The sequence below is a fragment of the Microbacterium sp. Au-Mic1 genome (assembly GCF_021341785.1).
In the GTDB taxonomy this organism is placed as follows: domain Bacteria; phylum Actinomycetota; class Actinomycetes; order Actinomycetales; family Microbacteriaceae; genus Microbacterium.
This window is the reverse complement of record NZ_JAJTTF010000018.1, coordinates 1-15,594: the sequence shown is the minus strand read 5'-3', so window position 1 is coordinate 15,594 and position 15,594 is coordinate 1. Positions and strand designations below refer to the sequence as shown.

The 15,594-nt window shown below is 70.2% G+C and carries 14 protein-coding genes; 2 read left to right on the top strand and 12 right to left on the bottom strand.

The genetic code is table 11. From position 1 onward, the window contains the following. Positions 1–23: 23 nt before the first annotated feature. From LXM50_RS18165 to LXM50_RS18125, 9 genes are all read right to left on the bottom strand, one after another. Positions 24–317, bottom strand: coding sequence for a hypothetical protein (locus LXM50_RS18165; RefSeq protein ID WP_233312888.1), 294 nt, complete (start codon positions 315–317; stop codon positions 24–26). Continuing rightward, positions 314–1,249 (bottom strand): MFS transporter, encoded by a 936-nt coding sequence (locus LXM50_RS18160; protein WP_233312887.1) that lies wholly within the window; start codon positions 1,247–1,249, stop codon positions 314–316. The genes LXM50_RS18165 and LXM50_RS18160 overlap by 4 nt, the downstream gene beginning before the upstream one ends. Positions 1,250–1,365: 116 nt before the next feature. Continuing rightward, a complete protein-coding gene (locus LXM50_RS18155) occupies positions 1,366–2,343 on the bottom strand; it encodes a DUF559 domain-containing protein (protein WP_233312886.1) in 978 nt (325 codons plus the stop codon). Between the two features lie 150 nt (positions 2,344–2,493). Beyond that, a complete protein-coding gene (locus tag LXM50_RS18150; RefSeq protein ID WP_233312885.1) occupies positions 2,494–3,297 on the bottom strand; it encodes an HpcH/HpaI aldolase/citrate lyase family protein in 804 nt (267 codons plus the stop codon). Next, a complete protein-coding gene (locus LXM50_RS18145; protein WP_233312884.1) occupies positions 3,282–4,067 on the bottom strand; it encodes a 2-keto-4-pentenoate hydratase in 786 nt (261 codons plus the stop codon). Before LXM50_RS18145 ends, LXM50_RS18150 begins: the two co-directional genes overlap by 16 nt. A 136-nt stretch (positions 4,068–4,203) precedes the next feature. Beyond that, entirely contained in the window at positions 4,204–5,367 is a 1,164-nt protein-coding gene (gene hpaD / locus LXM50_RS18140) for a 3,4-dihydroxyphenylacetate 2,3-dioxygenase (RefSeq protein ID WP_233312883.1), read from the bottom strand. A gap of 130 nt (positions 5,368–5,497) precedes the next feature. After that, positions 5,498–7,036 (bottom strand): 5-carboxymethyl-2-hydroxymuconate semialdehyde dehydrogenase, encoded by a 1,539-nt coding sequence (hpaE, locus tag LXM50_RS18135; RefSeq protein ID WP_233312882.1) that lies wholly within the window; start codon positions 7,034–7,036, stop codon positions 5,498–5,500. Between the two features lie 44 nt (positions 7,037–7,080). Further along, positions 7,081–7,746 carry a GntR family transcriptional regulator gene (locus tag LXM50_RS18130; protein WP_233312881.1) on the bottom strand — a complete coding sequence of 222 codons (666 nt, stop codon included), beginning with the start codon at positions 7,744–7,746 and terminating at the stop codon, positions 7,081–7,083. Then, complete coding sequence (locus LXM50_RS18125) at positions 7,746–9,245, bottom strand: fumarylacetoacetate hydrolase family protein (RefSeq protein WP_233312880.1); 1,500 nt, start codon at positions 9,243–9,245, stop codon at positions 7,746–7,748. Before LXM50_RS18125 ends, LXM50_RS18130 begins: the two co-directional genes overlap by 1 nt. 180 nt (positions 9,246–9,425) lie before the next feature. Here LXM50_RS18125 and LXM50_RS18120 point away from each other — a divergent pair, with 180 nt between their 5' ends. Next, on the top strand, positions 9,426–10,805 hold the full coding sequence (locus tag LXM50_RS18120; protein ID WP_233312879.1) for an MFS transporter: 1,380 nt from the start codon (positions 9,426–9,428) through the stop codon (positions 10,803–10,805). Between the two features lie 161 nt (positions 10,806–10,966). On the opposite strand, the gene LXM50_RS18115 is transcribed toward LXM50_RS18120, so the two are convergent. Then, on the bottom strand, positions 10,967–11,665 hold the full coding sequence (locus tag LXM50_RS18115) for an IclR family transcriptional regulator (protein ID WP_233312878.1): 699 nt from the start codon (positions 11,663–11,665) through the stop codon (positions 10,967–10,969). Positions 11,666–11,845: 180 nt separating this feature from the next. Here LXM50_RS18115 and LXM50_RS18110 point away from each other — a divergent pair, with 180 nt between their 5' ends. Further along, positions 11,846–13,732, top strand: coding sequence for an FAD-dependent monooxygenase (locus tag LXM50_RS18110; RefSeq protein ID WP_233312877.1), 1,887 nt, complete (start codon positions 11,846–11,848; stop codon positions 13,730–13,732). A 10-nt stretch (positions 13,733–13,742) separates the two neighbouring features. Here LXM50_RS18110 and LXM50_RS18105 read toward each other — a convergent pair whose 3' ends face one another. Beyond that, a complete protein-coding gene (locus LXM50_RS18105; protein ID WP_233312876.1) occupies positions 13,743–14,603 on the bottom strand; it encodes a PhzF family phenazine biosynthesis protein in 861 nt (286 codons plus the stop codon). Between the two features lie 39 nt (positions 14,604–14,642). Further along, on the bottom strand, positions 14,643–15,594 hold a 952-nt coding region (locus LXM50_RS18100; RefSeq protein WP_233312875.1), incomplete at its 5' end, for a thiamine pyrophosphate-dependent enzyme.

Sequence of the window (15,594 nt, the reverse complement as noted above, 5' to 3'; positions counted from 1 at the left end):
GGGCGGGACGGGGCGCCCTCCGGTCAGGCCGCGGCGCCCTGCGCGCGTCCCATCCGCCAGATGCTCGGCACGACCATCGCAGTCAGCGCGACCACGGCGTAGACGATGGCGGCTCCCACCAGGAGCGATCCGACATCCATCCGCGCGATCAGCCAGCCGAACGCCAGGGTTCCGATCGGCATCGCCAGGAAGCTGCCCAGCATGTCGTAGCTCGACACGCGAGACAGCTTCTCGCCGGGGATCTGCTCCATCATCGTCACGTTCCAGCCGGTGCTGAACACCTCCACGCCCGCCCCGGCGATGAATGCCGTGATCATGAGCGGAAGCACGGCCGGGTGCACGCCGAGCAGGGCGAAAACGGCACGGCGAGGAGTGACATCCCGAGCATGCCCAGACGAAGCGGCCGCTGCAGCGGCAGCCAGAGCAGCACCAGGGTCATGACGATGACGCCCGCGCCCTCGGCCCCGACGACCCACCCCCAGCCGGTGATGCCCAGCAGCGGATCGTTCTTCGCGATGTACGGGCCGGCGACGCCCCACGCGCCCGCGTGGATGGCGTTGAGCACCATGAACGCCAGCACCACGATCCACAGCCACGGCCGGGACCAGAACTCGCGCCACCCGTCGTGCAGGTCGTGGAAGAGGCTCGTGCGCTCGCCGCGGACCGGCGGGGGAAGCTTCACCAGGGCGAGGAAGACGATCGCGAGGGCCCAGCCGACCGCCTGGAGCACCATCACCCAGGCAGGGCCGGCGAACGCGACCACGGCACCGGCGACGACCGGTCCGGCGATCGTGGTCGCCGCGCGCGCGAACGAGAGCAGGGCGTTGGCCTGCTGCAGATGCGCAGGCGTGGTGAGCTGCGGGATCAGCCCCTGCATCGCGGGCATGACGAACGCCGCAGAGGCGCCGTTCACGGCGGCGAGGAGGGCCAGCAGCGGAACCGTCGCCGTGTGGGTGAAGAGCAGTGCGGCCGTCGTGCCGATGGAGAGGATGTCGACGACGTAGCTGGTCTGGATGACGAGCGCGCGCGGCAGGCGATCGGCGACGACGCCGCCGAACAGCAGGAACACGATATTGGCGAGGGTGAACGCGGTGAGCACGATCGAGAGCGACCCCGCGTCGTTCGCGATCCCGAGCACCGCGAACGCCAGCGCGATCGACGACATCGAGCCGGTGACCAGCGTGATCGTCCGGGCCAGGAAGAACCAGCGGAACCCGCGGTCCGTCAATGCTGCGATGCCTGCTCTCACTCGTCCCATCCTGGCAGGCGGGGCGGATCGCCCGGCGACCCCTCTCGTTCAGGGAGCAATGTTTGTTGCAGAATCGGGGGTGTTAGGGGCAACAGCGCTCCTCGAAACGCTCGTGGTCACGCACCCAATGCCGCGCCGATCCGTCGGAGCAGCGTGGTCTCATCCTTCAGCAGAGCGGCGGTCACCTCGATCACCGTCCAACCGGCGGCCCGGAGAGCAGCTGCCCGCTCGACGTCCCTGCTCCACTGCGCCGAGTGCTGCAGACCGTGGTACTCGATCGCCACCTTCTGCGCGGGAAAGCTGAGATCCACACAGCCGAGGAAACGGCCGCTGTCATCGAAGGCGTCCTTGTTGAGCTCCGGTTCGGGAAGACCGGATGTCACGATCAGCCACCGCAGGTGCGACTCGCGCGCCGACCACGAATCCACACGGATGAGATCGAGCGCCGCACGCAGTTTGGCGATTCCACGGCGTCGACCCGCATCCATGACCTCCCGCATCTCGTCAATCGTGGTGAGAGGTGCTTTGCCGACGTCACGGCGCCCGATGCCTGACTTCCACTCGCGGCAAAAGTAGTCGCCTGCGACCACGAGGTCGACAGTACGAAGCTCGGCACCGAGCGATACCCACGTCGCCGCGGGTGTGGCGACGCGGAATCCGTCATGCTCGCAGACAGCGGTCATGCTGAGCCGGGAGCGGTGTCGCTCGATTCCGGTCATCCGCGGGAGTGGCACGTGACCGCGTGCGCAGACATGCAGCCCGAGTTCCGTGGCTCCCGCGGGGTCGCCGTGCACATCCAGGACGAGCGGTAGTGGAGCCTCCCAGATCGCGGCTGCCGTCTGGTGGCTGAAGAAGTGCCCTGTGTGCATCCGCGGGGCGTAGTCCGCGGCCCGGGCGACGCGGATCTGACGCTGTCGTTCGTACGGGTCGGTGATCGCTTCGACCTCGGCCGTCTCCCCCTGGACGCGCACACCGGGGAACGGAGCCCGCAGGTCGGATCCTCGCAGCCGCCCGTGACTGACCCCGTATCGGCGCGCGAGCGCGACAGAGAACGTGGATCCGAGTTCATCGGGCAGGTCTTCATGTCGACGCATGCTCGACACTTTGCCTGCCCTGCTGGATCCCCGCCGGACTTATCCACAAGCGCGGATCTGGCCCTCGCGCTCAAGGAGCAATGTTTGTCCTGAATTCGCCCGGAGAGAGCGAACATTGCTCCTCGAACGCGAGCGGGAACCGGCGTCGTGTCAGTAACTGGCGGTCGGCCCCGATGGGGGAGCCGGGACGAAGCGTGCCGTGAGGGCCTCCGAGGCGCGGGCGAGCAGAGCCACGTCGGCCCCGACCGCGACGAACGAGGCGCCCGCGGCGATGTAGGCATCGGCGGCGACCGGGTCGAACGCGTTCACGCCGACCGGCGTTCCTGCGGCCTTCACGGCCGTGAACACGTGCTCGACGGCGGCGACCACGTCGGGGTGCGTCTGCTGCCCGAGCAGCCCCATCGACGCGGACAGATCGGACGGGCCGACGAAGACGGCGTCCACGCCATCGACGGCGGCGATCTCGGCCGCCGCGTCCACACCGGCCGTGGTCTCGATCTGCACGGTCAGGGACACGTGCTGCGCGGCCTCGAGGAGGTAGCCCTCGACGCGGTTCCAGCGGGCGCTACGAGCCAGGGCGGATCCGACGCCGCGGATGCCCGCGGGCGGGTACCGGGTCGCCGCCACCGCGGCGCGGGCCTCGGCGGCGGACGAGACCATGGGCACGATGAGGTTCTGCGCACCGAGGTCGAGCACCTGCTTGATCGTCACGGGGTCGTTCCACGGCACGCGCACGAGCGGCGTGATCGGGTAGGCGGCGACGGCCTGCAGCTGCACCTGGAGCGAGTCCAGGGTGTTGGCGGAGTGCTCGCCGTCGATGAGCAGCCAGTCCAGCCCGGATCCGGCGGCGATCTCGGTCACGAGCGGGCTGCCCGTGCACGCCCACATGCCGATCAGGGCACGGTCGGCACCGGCCAGGTGCTCGCGGAAGGTCGGATTCAGACGAAGCGGCATTCGATCGTTCCCATCGGTCCGTAGTCGCACAGCACCTCGTCGCCGCGCGCCACCCACATCGGGCGCGTGAACGATCCTGCCAGGATGATCTCGCCCGCCTCGAGACGCGCGCCGTGCTGATGGAACTTGTTCGCCAGCCAGGCGACGCCCGTCGCCGGGTGACCGAGCACGCCGGCGGCGACGCCGGTCTCCTCGATCTCGCCGTTGCGCGACAGCACACCCGGCACCCAGCGCAGGTCGATCTCGTCGGGGCGCTTGTGCACGGTCCCGAGCACCATCGCGCCGTAGGCGGCGTTGTCGCTGATGGTGTCGACGATCGTCCGGCCCTCGAGCTCGATGTGCGAGTTCAGCACCTCGAGCGCGGGCACGGCGTAGTCGATCGCGGCGAGAGCGTCCTCGAGCGTGCAGTCGGGGCCGGACAGCGGCTCCTTCAGCACGAACGCGAGCTCCACCTCGATGCGCACGTTCGAGAAGTGATCGACGGGGATCTCGGATCCGGATGCGTACACGGTGTCGTCGAACATCACGCCGTAGTCGGGCTCCGTGATGCCGGTGGCCTGCTGCATGGCCTTCGAGGTGAGGCCGATCTTGCGCCCCACGAGCCGTCGCCCGGCGGCGACCTGCGCGTCGCGCCAGACGCCCTGGATCGCGTACGAGTCCTCGACCGTCGCCTCGGGGTGACGTGCCGTGATGCGCGGGATCACGCCGTGCGTGCGGTCCGCCTCGGCCAGCTCGGCGGCGAGTGCGGTGAGGGTGGATTCGGGGAGCATGGGTCGGTCCTTTCCTGGAACGGGTCGTTGAGCGAGCGCCGGCGGAGCCGGCGCGAGACGGAACGCGGTGATCTGCGAGTGCGCCGCGTTCCGTCTCGGTCGCTGCGCGTCCTCGCTCAACGACCCTGTATGGGCGCTACAGCTGGTGGCCGAGCTTGTACTCGCCCTGCTTCCACTCCGGCATGGCCTCCTCGTCGGCGGGCCGGGTGTAACTGAACCCGTCGGCGCCGATGGTGACGGCCATCTCGCTGGAGTCGGTGCGGGCGACGACCGGCTGCGGGTTGCCGTCCAGGTCGAGCACGAGCGACGCGTCGGTGTACCAGGACGGCACGACGGGGTTGCCCCACCAGTCGCGGCGCTGGTTGTCGTGCACGTCCCAGGTGATGACCGGGTTGTCGGGGTCGCCGGTGTAGTAATCCTGCGTGTAGACCTCGACGCGGTGGCCGTCGGGGTCGCGCAGGTACAGGTAGAACGCATTGCTCACGCCGTGGCGGCCGGGGCCGCGCTCGATCGCGTCGGAGCGGCGGAGCGCGCCGAGCTTGTCGCAGATGGCGAGGATGTTGTGCTTCTCGTGCGTGGCGAAGCACACGTGGTGCATGCGCGGGCCGTCGCCGCCGGTCATCGCGGTGTCGTGCACCGTGGGCTTGCGGCGCATCCAGGCGGCGTACACCGTGCCCTCCTCGTCCTGGATGTCCTCCGTGACGCGGAAGCCGAGGTCCTGCATGTACTTCACGGCGCGCGGCACGTCGGGGGTAACCTGGTTGAAGTGGTCCAGGCGCACGAGCTCGCCGGGGATGTGCAGGTCGTAGCGCCAGCTCATCCGCTCGACGTGGTCGGTCTGGTGGAAGAACTCGTAGGGGAAGCCGAGCGGATCCGTGACCCGCACCGAGTCGCCGATGCCCTTCACGAAGCCGGACGGGTTGCGGCGCACGTCGCAGCCGAGCTCGGTGTAGAACGCGACGGCGAGGTCGAGGTCCTCCGGCGTGCGCACCCGGTACGAGAACGCGGCGACCGCCGCGACCGGACCCTTGCGCAGGACGAGGTTGTGGTGGATGAACTCCTCGGTGGAGCGGAGGTAGATCGTCTCGTCGTCCTCCTCCGTCACGTACAGCCCGAGCACGTCGACGTAGAACACGCGCGAGGCGGCGAGGTCGGTGACGACGAGCTCCATGTAGGCGCAGCGCAGCACGTCCGGAGCGGGGGACGAGGGGGTCGGGATCGGGCGGTCGGTGGAGATGGGCGCCTCCTGGCTGGTGTAGAAGCCGGAGGAGGTGAGCGTCATGTCGGCGCGATTGGTCATGTCAGCGTCCTTGCTTTCAGGTGGTCGTTGAGCGAGCGAAGCGAGACGAAACGCCGTTTCCGGCGGATCACCGCGTTTCGTCTCGGTCGGCTTCGCCGTCCTCGCTCAACGACCAGTGGTGGGTTCCGGGTCAGCGGGGATCCGGGTCGTCGAGGTCCTGCTCGGCCGGCGGCGCCTGCTTGCCGAACACGGGGTTGTGCGGGGCGCCGAGCGTGATGTGCACGCTCTGCTGGTCGGTGTAGAAGTCGATCGAGCGGTAGCCGCCCTCGTGACCGAGGCCGGAGGCCTTCACACCGCCGAACGGGGTGCGCAGGTCCCGCACGTTGTTCGAGTTCAGCCAGACCATGCCCGCCTCGACGGCGCCGGCGAAGTTGTGCGCGCGCTTGAGGTCGTTGGTCCAGATGTACGCGGCGAGGCCGTAGCGCGTGTTGTTCGCGAGGGCGAGCGCCTCCTCGTCGGTGTCGAAGGGGGTGATCGCGACGACCGGTCCGAAGATCTCCTCCTGGAAGATCCGGGCGTCCGGGGCGACATCGGCGAACACGGTCGGGGCGACGTAGTTGCCCGTCGGGAAGCCCTCGGGGCGTCCACCGCCGGCGACGAGGCGTCCCTCGCCCTTGCCGATCTCGACGTAGCTCATGACCTTCTCGTAGTGCTCCGGGTGCACCAGCGCGCCGACCTCGGTGGTCGGGTCGTGCGGCAGGCCGACCTTGACGCGCTTCGCCTGTGCGGCGTAGCGCTCCACGAACTCGTCGTAGACGTCGCGCTGCACGAGGATGCGGGATCCGGCCGTGCATCGCTCGCCGTTCAGCGAGAACACGCCGAAGATGCAGGCGTCGATCGCGGTGTCGAGGTCGGCGTCGGCGAACACCACGGCGGGGCTCTTGCCGCCGAGCTCCATGGACAAGCCCTTCAGGAACGGCGCGGCGTTGCCGAAGATGATCTGGCCGGTGCGGCTCTCGCCGGTGAACGAGATGAGCGGAACGTCGGGGTGCTTGACGAGCGCGTCGCCGGCGTCTTCGCCGAGGCCGTTGACGAGGTTGAAGACGCCCTTCGGCAGCCCCGCCTCCTCGAAGATGCCCGCCCACAGGGACGCGGACAGCGGCGTGAACTCGGCGGGCTTCAGCACGACCGTGTTTCCGGTCGCGAGCGCGGGGCCGAGCTTCCACGACTCGAGCATGAACGGGGTGTTCCACGGCGTGATGAGGCCCGCGACGCCGATCGGCTTGCGGTTGACGTAGTTCATCTGCTTGCCGGGGACCTTGAAGGCGTCGTCGGCCTGAGCCACGATCAGGTCGGCGAAGAAGCGGAAGTTCTCTGCGGCGCGGCGGGCCTGGCCCAGCGCCTGCGTGATCGGAAGGCCCGAGTCGAAGGACTCCAGCTCGGCGAGGCGCGCGTCGCGGGACTCCACGATGTCGGCGATCCTGTGCAGCACGCGGGAGCGCTCGCGGGGGACCATGCGCGGCCAGGGGCCCTCGTCGAAGGCGCGCTTGGCGGCGGCGACGGCGCGCTCGATGTCGGCCTTCTTGCCGGCGGCGGCGTGCACGTAGGTCTCGTTGGTGACGGGGTTGAGCACCTCGAAGGTGTCGCCGTCGAGGGAGTCGACGAACTCGCCGTCGATGTAGTGCTGGATCTTCTCCGGCAGATCTGCCGGGGCGTAGGCGTCGGTCATCATCGTCCTTCCGGGGTGGTTCGGGGTGGCTTCGGGTGGTGCGGTCAGAGGATCTCGGGGTGCAGCGCCGCGAGGAACGCGTCGCGCGTGCGCCAGCGGTGGTTGCGTGCGGCGAGCTCGATCTCGAGCGGATCGGCCCCGGAGCGGATCAGCTCCACGATCTGGGTGTGCTCCTCGACGGAGTGCTCGGCGCGTCCGGGGACGAACGCGAAGGTCGATTCGCGGATGCCGCTGAGGCGAGCCCAGCCGCGCTGGACGAGGTCGAGGATGTGCGGGTTCGGGCACGGCTCGTAGAGCACGGAGTGGAACTGGCGGTTCAGCTCGGTGAACCGGTGCGCGTCGAAGTTGTCGAGCAGACGCGTCATGCGGTCGTTGACCTCGAGCGCCCGGTCCAGGGCTGCTGCGTCCAGGAGCGGGGCGGACAGCGACGTCGCGGCGCCCTCCACCAGGCCCAGGGTCTGCATCGTGTGCGCGTACTCGCTCTCGTCGACGAGGGTGACCCTGGCGCCGACGTTGCGCTCGAAGGTGACGAGGCCTTCGGCCTCGAGCCGCCGGATCGCCTCGCGCACCGGGACCACGCTCATGCCCAGCTCGTCCGCGATCGTGCCGAGCACGAGCCGGAACCCGGGCCCGAAAGCGTGCGAGGCGATGCGCGCGCGGATCCAGGCATACGCCTGCTCCGACTTACTGCCGGTGAGGACGTCGGCCATCAGGCGCCCGCAGACTCCGCGTCGGCCGAACGTGCGGCGTCGTACTCGGCGCGCCAGGCGGCGTTCATCGGGAACAGCCCATCGACCGGATGCCCGGCTTCGACCTGCTCGGCGATCCAGGCGTCCTCGTCCTCCTGGGCGAGGGTGGCGTCGACGACCTCCTCGACGAGGGCGGGCGGGATCACGATCACGCCGTCGCTGTCGCCGACGATGATGTCGCCCGGCTGGACCGTGGCCCCGCCGCAGGCGATCGTCACGTCGATGTCCCACGGCACGTGCTTGCGGCCGAGGACCGACGGGTGCGCGCCCTGCGAGAACACGGGCAGGCCGATCTCGGCGACCGCAGCGAAGTCGCGCACGCCGCCGTCGGTGACCACGCCGGCGGCGCGACGTGCCTTGGCCCGCAGGGCGAGGATGTCGCCGAGCGTGCCGGTGGTCGCGTCACCGCGGGCTTCGATCACGATGATCTCGCCCTCTTCGACGGCGTCGAAGGCGCGCTTCTGCGCGTTGTAGCCGCCGCCGTGGGTCTTGAACAGATCCTCGCGGGCCGGGACGAAGCGCAGCGTCTTCGCGGTGCCGACGATCTTGGCTCCCGGCAGGTTGGCAGAGACGCCGTCGATGAAGCAGGCGTGCAGGCCGCGCTTGCGCAGCTGGGCGCTGAGGCCGGCCGTCGGGGCGGCGACGAGCTTGGCGCGGAGCTGCGGGTCCAGGGCAGGCGTTGCGGCGGGCGCCTCGACCGGCTCAGCGATCGGTGCAAGCCCCGCCTCCTCCCGCGATCCCCACGCCTCGGCGCGCTGCAGGTCATCCACGGCGGGGAGCGAGCCGAGGGCGCCGTCGAAGTCGACGGTGCCCTGCGTGACGGTGGTGCGCAGCCCGCCGGAGGTGAGCGTCTTCGAGGAGTGCGGGGCGTCCACCTCGACGACCACGACATCGCCGGGCACGATCACACTGGATCCGGCCGGGGTGCCGGTCAGGATGATGTCGCCGGGCTCGAGGGTGAAGTGCTGGGAGAGGTCGGCGATGAGCTGCGGCAGCGGGAACAGCAGCCCGCTGGTCTCGTCGTCCTGGCGCAGATCTCCGTTCACCCAGGCGCGCACCCGCAGCTCGGCGGGGTCGACGTCGGCAGCCGGGATCAGGTCGGGACCGATCGGGGTGTAGCCGTCGCCGCCCTTGGAGCGGACGTTCGAGCCCTTGTCGTTCGCGCGCAGGTCGTACAGGCCCAGGTCGTTCGACGCGGTCACCCATGCCACGTGCGACCAGGCGTCCGCGACGCTCACCCGGTGCGCGGCGGTGCCGATGACGAGCGCGATCTCGCCCTCGAAGGCGAGCAGCTCGGTGCCGGCGGGGCGCTCCACGACACCGTCGGTGCCGGCCATGGAGGAGGACGGCTTGAAGAAGTAGGAGGGGGTCGCAGGGGTGCGGCCGCGCTGGTCGGCACGGGAGCGGTAGTTGAGGTGGATCGCGATGATCTTGCCGGGCCGGTCGATCGGTGCGGACATGGGCGCCTCCTCGCGCGGTGGGTGCCAGGGGGACCCTTGGCGTCGTATTCGAAATCGTATATCATCGTGTCGAGCCCGGCAAGCATGGGATCCGGATCCGTCCGCAGGATCCTGAATCCCCGTGTCGGGCACGACGACGATGTCGGCCAAGACGACGACGTCCCATGCAAAGGAGACAGCATGTCCGCAGAATCCTCCCCGGGTTTCACGCCCACCGGAACCATCGCCTCAGCCGCCGACCGGCGCCGGGTGGTCTTCGCCACCGTCATCGGCACCACGGTCGAGTGGTACGACTTCTTCATCTACGCCACCGCGGTGGGCCTGGTGTTCGGCCAGCTCTTCTTCAAGGACCTCGGGGCCAACAGCGCCCTGGTCGGATTCGCCACGGTCGGCGTGAGCTTCCTGTTCCGCCCCCTGGGTGCGTTCCTGGCGGGCCACTTCGGCGACAAGTTCGGTCGCAAGGCGGTCCTGATGTGGACCCTGATCCTGATGGGCGCGGCGACGGCGCTGATCGGCGTGCTGCCCGACGCGAACGCGATCGGCATCGCGGCTCCCATCCTGCTGGTGCTGCTGCGCATCCTGCAGGGGATCTCGGCCGGCGGCGAGTGGGGCGGGGCGGTGCTGATGGCCGTCGAGCACGCGCCCAAGGCCAAGCGCGGCATCTTCGGCGCGGCGCCGCAGATCGGCGTGCCGCTGGGACTGCTGATCGCCTCCGGCGTGATGGCGATCATGGCGCTGGTCGCGCCGGGTGACCAGTTCCTGTCCTGGGGCTGGCGGATCCCGTTCCTGCTCAGCGTCGTGCTGATCGTGGTCGGCTACTACGTGCGACGCCGGGTCGAGGAGAGCCCCGTGTTCACCGAGCTCGCCGAACGCAAGGAGGCCGCGAGCATGCCGATCGTGCAGCTGTTCCGCAAGCACCTGCTGCTGGTGATCATCGCCGCCCTCGTCTTCGCCGGCAACAACGCGGTCGGCTACATGACCACCGGCGGCTACATCCAGGGGTACGCGACCAACCCCGAGGGCGCGCTCAAGCTCGACCGCGGTCCCGTGCTCTGGGCCGTGGCCGGATCCGCCGTCACCTGGCTGCTGTCGACCTTGGTCGCCGGGTGGATCTCGGACCGGATCGGGCGCCGGACCACCTACATCATCGGCTGGATCCTGCAGCTGGTCGGCGTGTTCACGCTGTTCCCGCTGGTGAACACGGGGCAGGTCGGACTGCTGTTCGCTGCGCTCGCGATCCTCACGATCGGGCTCGGCTTCACCTACGGTCCGCAGGCGGCGCTGTACACCGAACTGTTCCCCGCCTCGATCCGGTTCTCCGGGGTCTCGATCTCCTACGCCATCGGGGCCATCGCCGGAGGCGCCTTCGCGCCGACCATCGCGACGGCGATCGTGCAGGCGACGGGCTCGACGCAGGCCGTGACCTGGTACCTCGCCGGGATGACCGTGATCGGCCTCATCGCGACGCTGCTGCTGCGCGACCGCAGCGGCATCCCGCTGGGTCCCGATCACGAGGCCGAGCAGTCGGTCAGCCCGATCCACGGGATGTCCCGGGCCTGACGGCCGAGCGACGCGCCTGATCGCGCCCTGCCCTGCGGCGGGGCGCGATCAGTGTTCCCCTCCCTCGAGCGTCTTTCCCTCCCCAGAGCTGCACCGCTCAGCGGGGGGGAAAGTCGCGCAGGGGAGGGGGACACGCGTATGCGGGCTGGGACCGGTGCGCCTCAGCCGCCGAGCGCCTCGCGGATCGTCGTCGCCGAGTGCTGCAGGCGCGCGGCGATCTCGGCGTCGGTGCGGTCCGTGGCGACGTGCACCACGGCGATCGCGGCCGGACGCTGCCCGCGCAGGGCCAGCGGCACGGCCACGGACTGCACGGTCGGGATCACCTCATCGTGGCTGGTGGCGAACCCGGCCGATCGTGACTGGGCGACCGTGTCGTGCAACGCGGCGAAAGAGCCCGCCGGCCACTCCGCCTCGGCCAGCTGGGCGAGGATCGCCTTGCCCGGGGCGCCCACGGTGACGGAGTGCCGTGCCCCGGGGCGCTGCGCGACGCTGGCCACGGCGTGCCGGGGTTCGACGCTCACGAGCGTGATGCACTCCTCGCCGTCGAGGACGGCCAGGAAGCAGGTCATGCCGAGCTCGTTGGCGACAGCGGTCAGCTCGGGAAGGGCCTCCGCCTGCAGGTCGTTGGCGACGCCGGCGGCGAGAGCGGCCATGCGCGCGCCCAGGAAGACGAGCCCCGAGGCGTCACGAGACACGAGGCCGTGATCTTCGAGCGTGCGCAGCAGTCGGTAGGCGATCGAGCGATGCACGCCGAGCTCGCCGGCGATCTCGTCGATCGAGAGCGCTCCGCGAGCGTCGGAGAGCACCTCCAGGATCCGGATGCCGCGGCTGAGGGTCTGCGAGGCGGGTGCGTCGGCCATGGATCCTCCTCGTCGTCTTGATCGCCCGGGCGACCTCGGATAGTCTGTGTTCAATAGTAGAACGTTGCGTTCGAATATAGAACACGGCGATGCGAGATGCAAGGCATTCTCGCGAGGCGCGAGAATCGCGCACCAGCCCGAACCGAGCCCGACGGCGCCGTCAGGAAGGAATCGACGACGATGCAGTTCCACCACCACGGATACGTCTCCCATGACCCCCGCGTGCTCCCCGCCGCAGGCACGGGCATCGACCGCCCCGCCGAACTCCCCGATGAGGTCGACGTGCTCATCGTCGGATCGGGCCCGGCGGGCATGCTGCTGGCCGCGCAGATGTCGCAGTACCCCGGCATCACGACCCGCATCATCGAGCGCCGCGGAGGCCGCCTCGAGCTCGGGCAGGCCGACGGGATCCAGCCGCGCAGCGTCGAGACGTTCCAGGCGTTCGGCTTCGCCGAGCGGATCGTCGCCGAGGCGTACAACATCGGCTGGATGAACTTCTGGGGCCCGGATCCGGAGAACCCGCAGAACATCGTCCGCACCGCGCGCACCGCCGACTACGCGTACGACATCTGCGAGTTCCCGCACCTCATCGTGAACCAGGCGCGCGTGCTCGACTACTTCGCCGAGGCAGCCGCCGACGGCCCGGGCCGGATCGTGCCCGACTACGGCGTGCAGTTCACCGGGCTCACCGTCCACCCTTCGACCGGCTCGGGGACCGACGGCGAGCACCCGGTCGAGGTGCAGGTGCGGTACGTCGCAGGTGCCCGCGAGGGCGAGGAGCGCACGATCCGCGCGAAGTACGTCGTGGGCTGCGACGGCGCGCGCAGCGGGGTGCGCGAGGCGATCGGACGCACGCACGTCGGCGCGATGGCCGCGCACGCCTGGGGCGTCATGGACGTGCTCGTGAACACCGACTTCCCGGACTGGCGCACCAAGTGCGCGATCAATGCCGAGGCGGGCAACATCCTGCACATCCCGCGCGAGGGCGGCTACCTGAGCCGCATGTACATCGACCTCGGTGAGGTCGCGACGGGGGACAACCGCCAGGTCAAGCACACGCCGATCGAGGCGATCATCGCCAAGGCGAACGAGATCCTGCACCCTTACGCCATCGACGTGAAGCAGGTCGCCTGGCACAGCGTCTACGAGGTGGGGCACCGGATCACGGACGGCTTCGACGACGTGGGGGAGGACAGCACCCGTCACCCGCGGGTCTTCCTCACCGGCGACGCCTGCCACACCCACAGTGCCAAGGCCGGCCAGGGCATGAACGTCTCGATGCAGGACGGGTTCAACCTCGGCTGGAAGCTGGGATCGGTGCTCACCGGCCGCAGCCCGCAGGAGCTGCTGTCGACGTACGGCGCCGAGCGGCACCCCGTGGCGCAGCAGCTCATCGACTTCGACCGCGAGTGGTCCTCGCTCATGGCGCGCAAGCCCGAGGAGATCTCCGACCCGCAGGAGCTGGCGAACTACTACCTGGCCACGGCCGAGTTCCCCTCGGGGTTCATGACGCAGTACACGAGCTCGATGATCACCGGATCCGACGCGCACCAGGCGCTGGCTGCAGGTTTCCCGCTCGGCAAGCGGTTCAAGAGCGCGGAGGTCGTGCGCGTGTCCGACGGCAACGTCGTGCACCTGGGTCACCACGCGAAGGCGGACGGCCGCTGGCGCGTGTACGCGTTCGGCGACGCGACCGGATCCGGCCTCGATGCCTGGGCCGACGCCGTGGCGCCGGTGCTGGCCAGGTTCACCCCGGCCGCCGGCGACGTGGATGCGGTGTTCGACGTGAAGGCCGTCTACCAGCAGTCCTCCGAGGACCTCGACGTCACGACCGCCCCCGAGCTGTTCCAGCCGAAGACCGGCCCGCTCGGGCTCACCGACTGGGAGAAGCTCTACGCTGCGGCGCCTTCGCACTGGTCGAAGGGTGACATCTTCGCCGAGCGCGAGCTGTCCCGCGACGGCGTCGTGGTCGTCGTCCGCCCCGACCAGTACGTCGCCGCGATCCTGCCGCTCGACGGCGTGGACGAGCTGGCGTCGTTCCTGGCGGGCGCCTTCCTGGAGGCGTGAGGACCGAGCCTCAGCCCGTGATCGGCTTGGCGCCGCCGGACACGACGATGCCGCCGGACTCGGGGATCGTGACGGTCAGCAGACTCGGCCGGCCGACGTGCGCGCCCTGGTGGATCCGCGCGACGCGGTCCTGGGGAACGCGGCCGATCGCGCGCAGGTAGGCGCCGGTCGCCGCGGCGGCGGATCCGGTTGCCGGGTCCTCGGTGATCCGCGCGACGGGGAAGATGTTGCGCGCGAGGAAGTCGCGATCGGACCGCGCGTGCAGCACGGTGATGGTGCCGGTCCATCCCTGCGCGCGCATGCGCTCCGCGACGGGGCCGGGCGCGAAGCGGAACTGGTGGAAGATCTCCGGATCCCGCAGCACCAGGACCGGGTGCCAGTTGCCGGCGAAGGACTCCCGTGCCGGATAGTCCGGATCCAGGTCGCCCGCCTGCAGCGAGAGCAGTGCGAGGGTTCGCTCGAGGACCTGCGGATCCAGCTCCCGCACGGTCGGCTCAACGCTCGTGAACGAGACCCGGATCCCGTCCTCCGCCGACTCCGCCATGATCGCGACCTCTCCGACAGGGGTGTCGAAGAGCATCGCTCCCGGCCCCTCGCGCTCGGCGAGCACCACTGCTGTGGCGACGGTCGCGTGTCCGCAGAACGGCACCTCCGCGGCCGGCGACCAGTACCGGATCCGATGGCGCCGGACGCCATCGACGGTCGCGGAGGACAACAGGAACGCGGTCTCCGGATAGCCGACCTCCGCGGCGATCCGCAGCATGTCCGCGTCGGACAGATCGCCGGCACCCAGGACGATCCCCGCCGGGTTGCCGCCCTCGGCGGTGGCGGCGAAAGCGGCGTAACGGAGGACCTCCGGACTGGTGCTCATGACGTCGAGCCTAAGGGCGGACCGTGGCCGCCCGCCGCGTCAGGAGTTCACGCGGATGATCTCCTCCTGGTACGGCGCGATCACGTCGCCCGAGATGCGCAGATCCAGTACGAGGAACGGGCGGCTCGCCGGATCCTCGGCCGTCCACGCGGCCAGCCGGTCGAGGTCGGCGAGCGTGCGCACCGCGACGCCCTCCGCGCCGACCGCCGCGGCGAACGCGGCGAAGTCGACCTGGGGGATGAGCATGGGCTCGCGCGCCAGGCCCTTGAGGCCGTACAGGTTGATCTCCGCGCCGTACGCCGCGTCGTTCCAGATCACGGCCATGCCGCGGCCGCCGGCGGAGCGCACGGCCGACTCCAGATCGGCGATCGCCATGAGTCCGCCGCCGTCACCGGACGTGAGCACGACCGTCGCCTCAGGGCGGGCGCGCGTGGCGCCCACGACGCTGGGCCACCCCTGACCGATCGCCTGGAACGCGGTGCCGATCATCATCATCCGATCCGGTGACGCCACGGGCCAGTACATGTTCGCCCAGCCGATGAAGTGCCCGCCGTCGGAGACGACGACGCGATCCTCGGGCAGCAGCTCGGCGATGCGGCGCGCGGCCGAGCGCGGGTCGAGCCGGCCGTCGGGCGCGGTCTCGTCCCCTGGCTCGTACGCGCGGGCCGCAGCGACGTCGACGCCCTCGCGCCAGCCCGAATCCGTCGCACCCTGCAGCCGGGCGACGAGCGCCTCGGCGGCGAGCCGCGCGTCGGCGCGCACGAATCCGCCCACGTGCGCATGCGTCGCGGCCGGGGCGACGTCGATCTGGAACACCTGCGTGCCCGGGGCGAACAGTGCGCCGAACCGCATGGTGAACTGGTTGAGCGAGGCACCGAACACCACCGCCACGTCGGCCTCGCGGATGAGCTCCATCGCGCCCTCGGCGCCGAAGCCGCCGGTCACGCCGAGGTCGTAGCGCTGGTCGCCGAAGACGCCGCGGCCGAGCGCG

Excerpts from the sequence above, each read along its gene's own strand:
- LXM50_RS18165 (WP_233312888.1), bottom strand. The coding sequence starts at position 317 with ATGATCACGGCATTCATCGCCGGGGCGGGCGTGGAGGTGTTCAGCACC.
- LXM50_RS18155 (WP_233312886.1), bottom strand. The coding sequence starts at position 2,343 with ATGCGTCGACATGAAGACCTGCCCGATGAACTCGGATCCACGTTCTCT.
- LXM50_RS18150 (WP_233312885.1), bottom strand. The coding sequence starts at position 3,297 with ATGCCGCTTCGTCTGAATCCGACCTTCCGCGAGCACCTGGCCGGTGCC.
- LXM50_RS18145 (WP_233312884.1), bottom strand. The coding sequence starts at position 4,067 with ATGCTCCCCGAATCCACCCTCACCGCACTCGCCGCCGAGCTGGCCGAG.
- hpaD (WP_233312883.1), bottom strand. The coding sequence starts at position 5,367 with ATGACCAATCGCGCCGACATGACGCTCACCTCCTCCGGCTTCTACACC.
- hpaE (WP_233312882.1), bottom strand. The coding sequence starts at position 7,036 with ATGACCGACGCCTACGCCCCGGCAGATCTGCCGGAGAAGATCCAGCAC.
- LXM50_RS18130 (WP_233312881.1), bottom strand. The coding sequence starts at position 7,746 with ATGGCCGACGTCCTCACCGGCAGTAAGTCGGAGCAGGCGTATGCCTGG.
- LXM50_RS18125 (WP_233312880.1), bottom strand. The coding sequence starts at position 9,245 with ATGTCCGCACCGATCGACCGGCCCGGCAAGATCATCGCGATCCACCTC.
- LXM50_RS18120 (WP_233312879.1), top strand. The coding sequence starts at position 9,426 with ATGTCCGCAGAATCCTCCCCGGGTTTCACGCCCACCGGAACCATCGCC.
- LXM50_RS18115 (WP_233312878.1), bottom strand. The coding sequence starts at position 11,665 with ATGGCCGACGCACCCGCCTCGCAGACCCTCAGCCGCGGCATCCGGATC.
- LXM50_RS18110 (WP_233312877.1), top strand. The coding sequence starts at position 11,846 with ATGCAGTTCCACCACCACGGATACGTCTCCCATGACCCCCGCGTGCTC.
- LXM50_RS18105 (WP_233312876.1), bottom strand. The coding sequence starts at position 14,603 with ATGAGCACCAGTCCGGAGGTCCTCCGTTACGCCGCTTTCGCCGCCACC.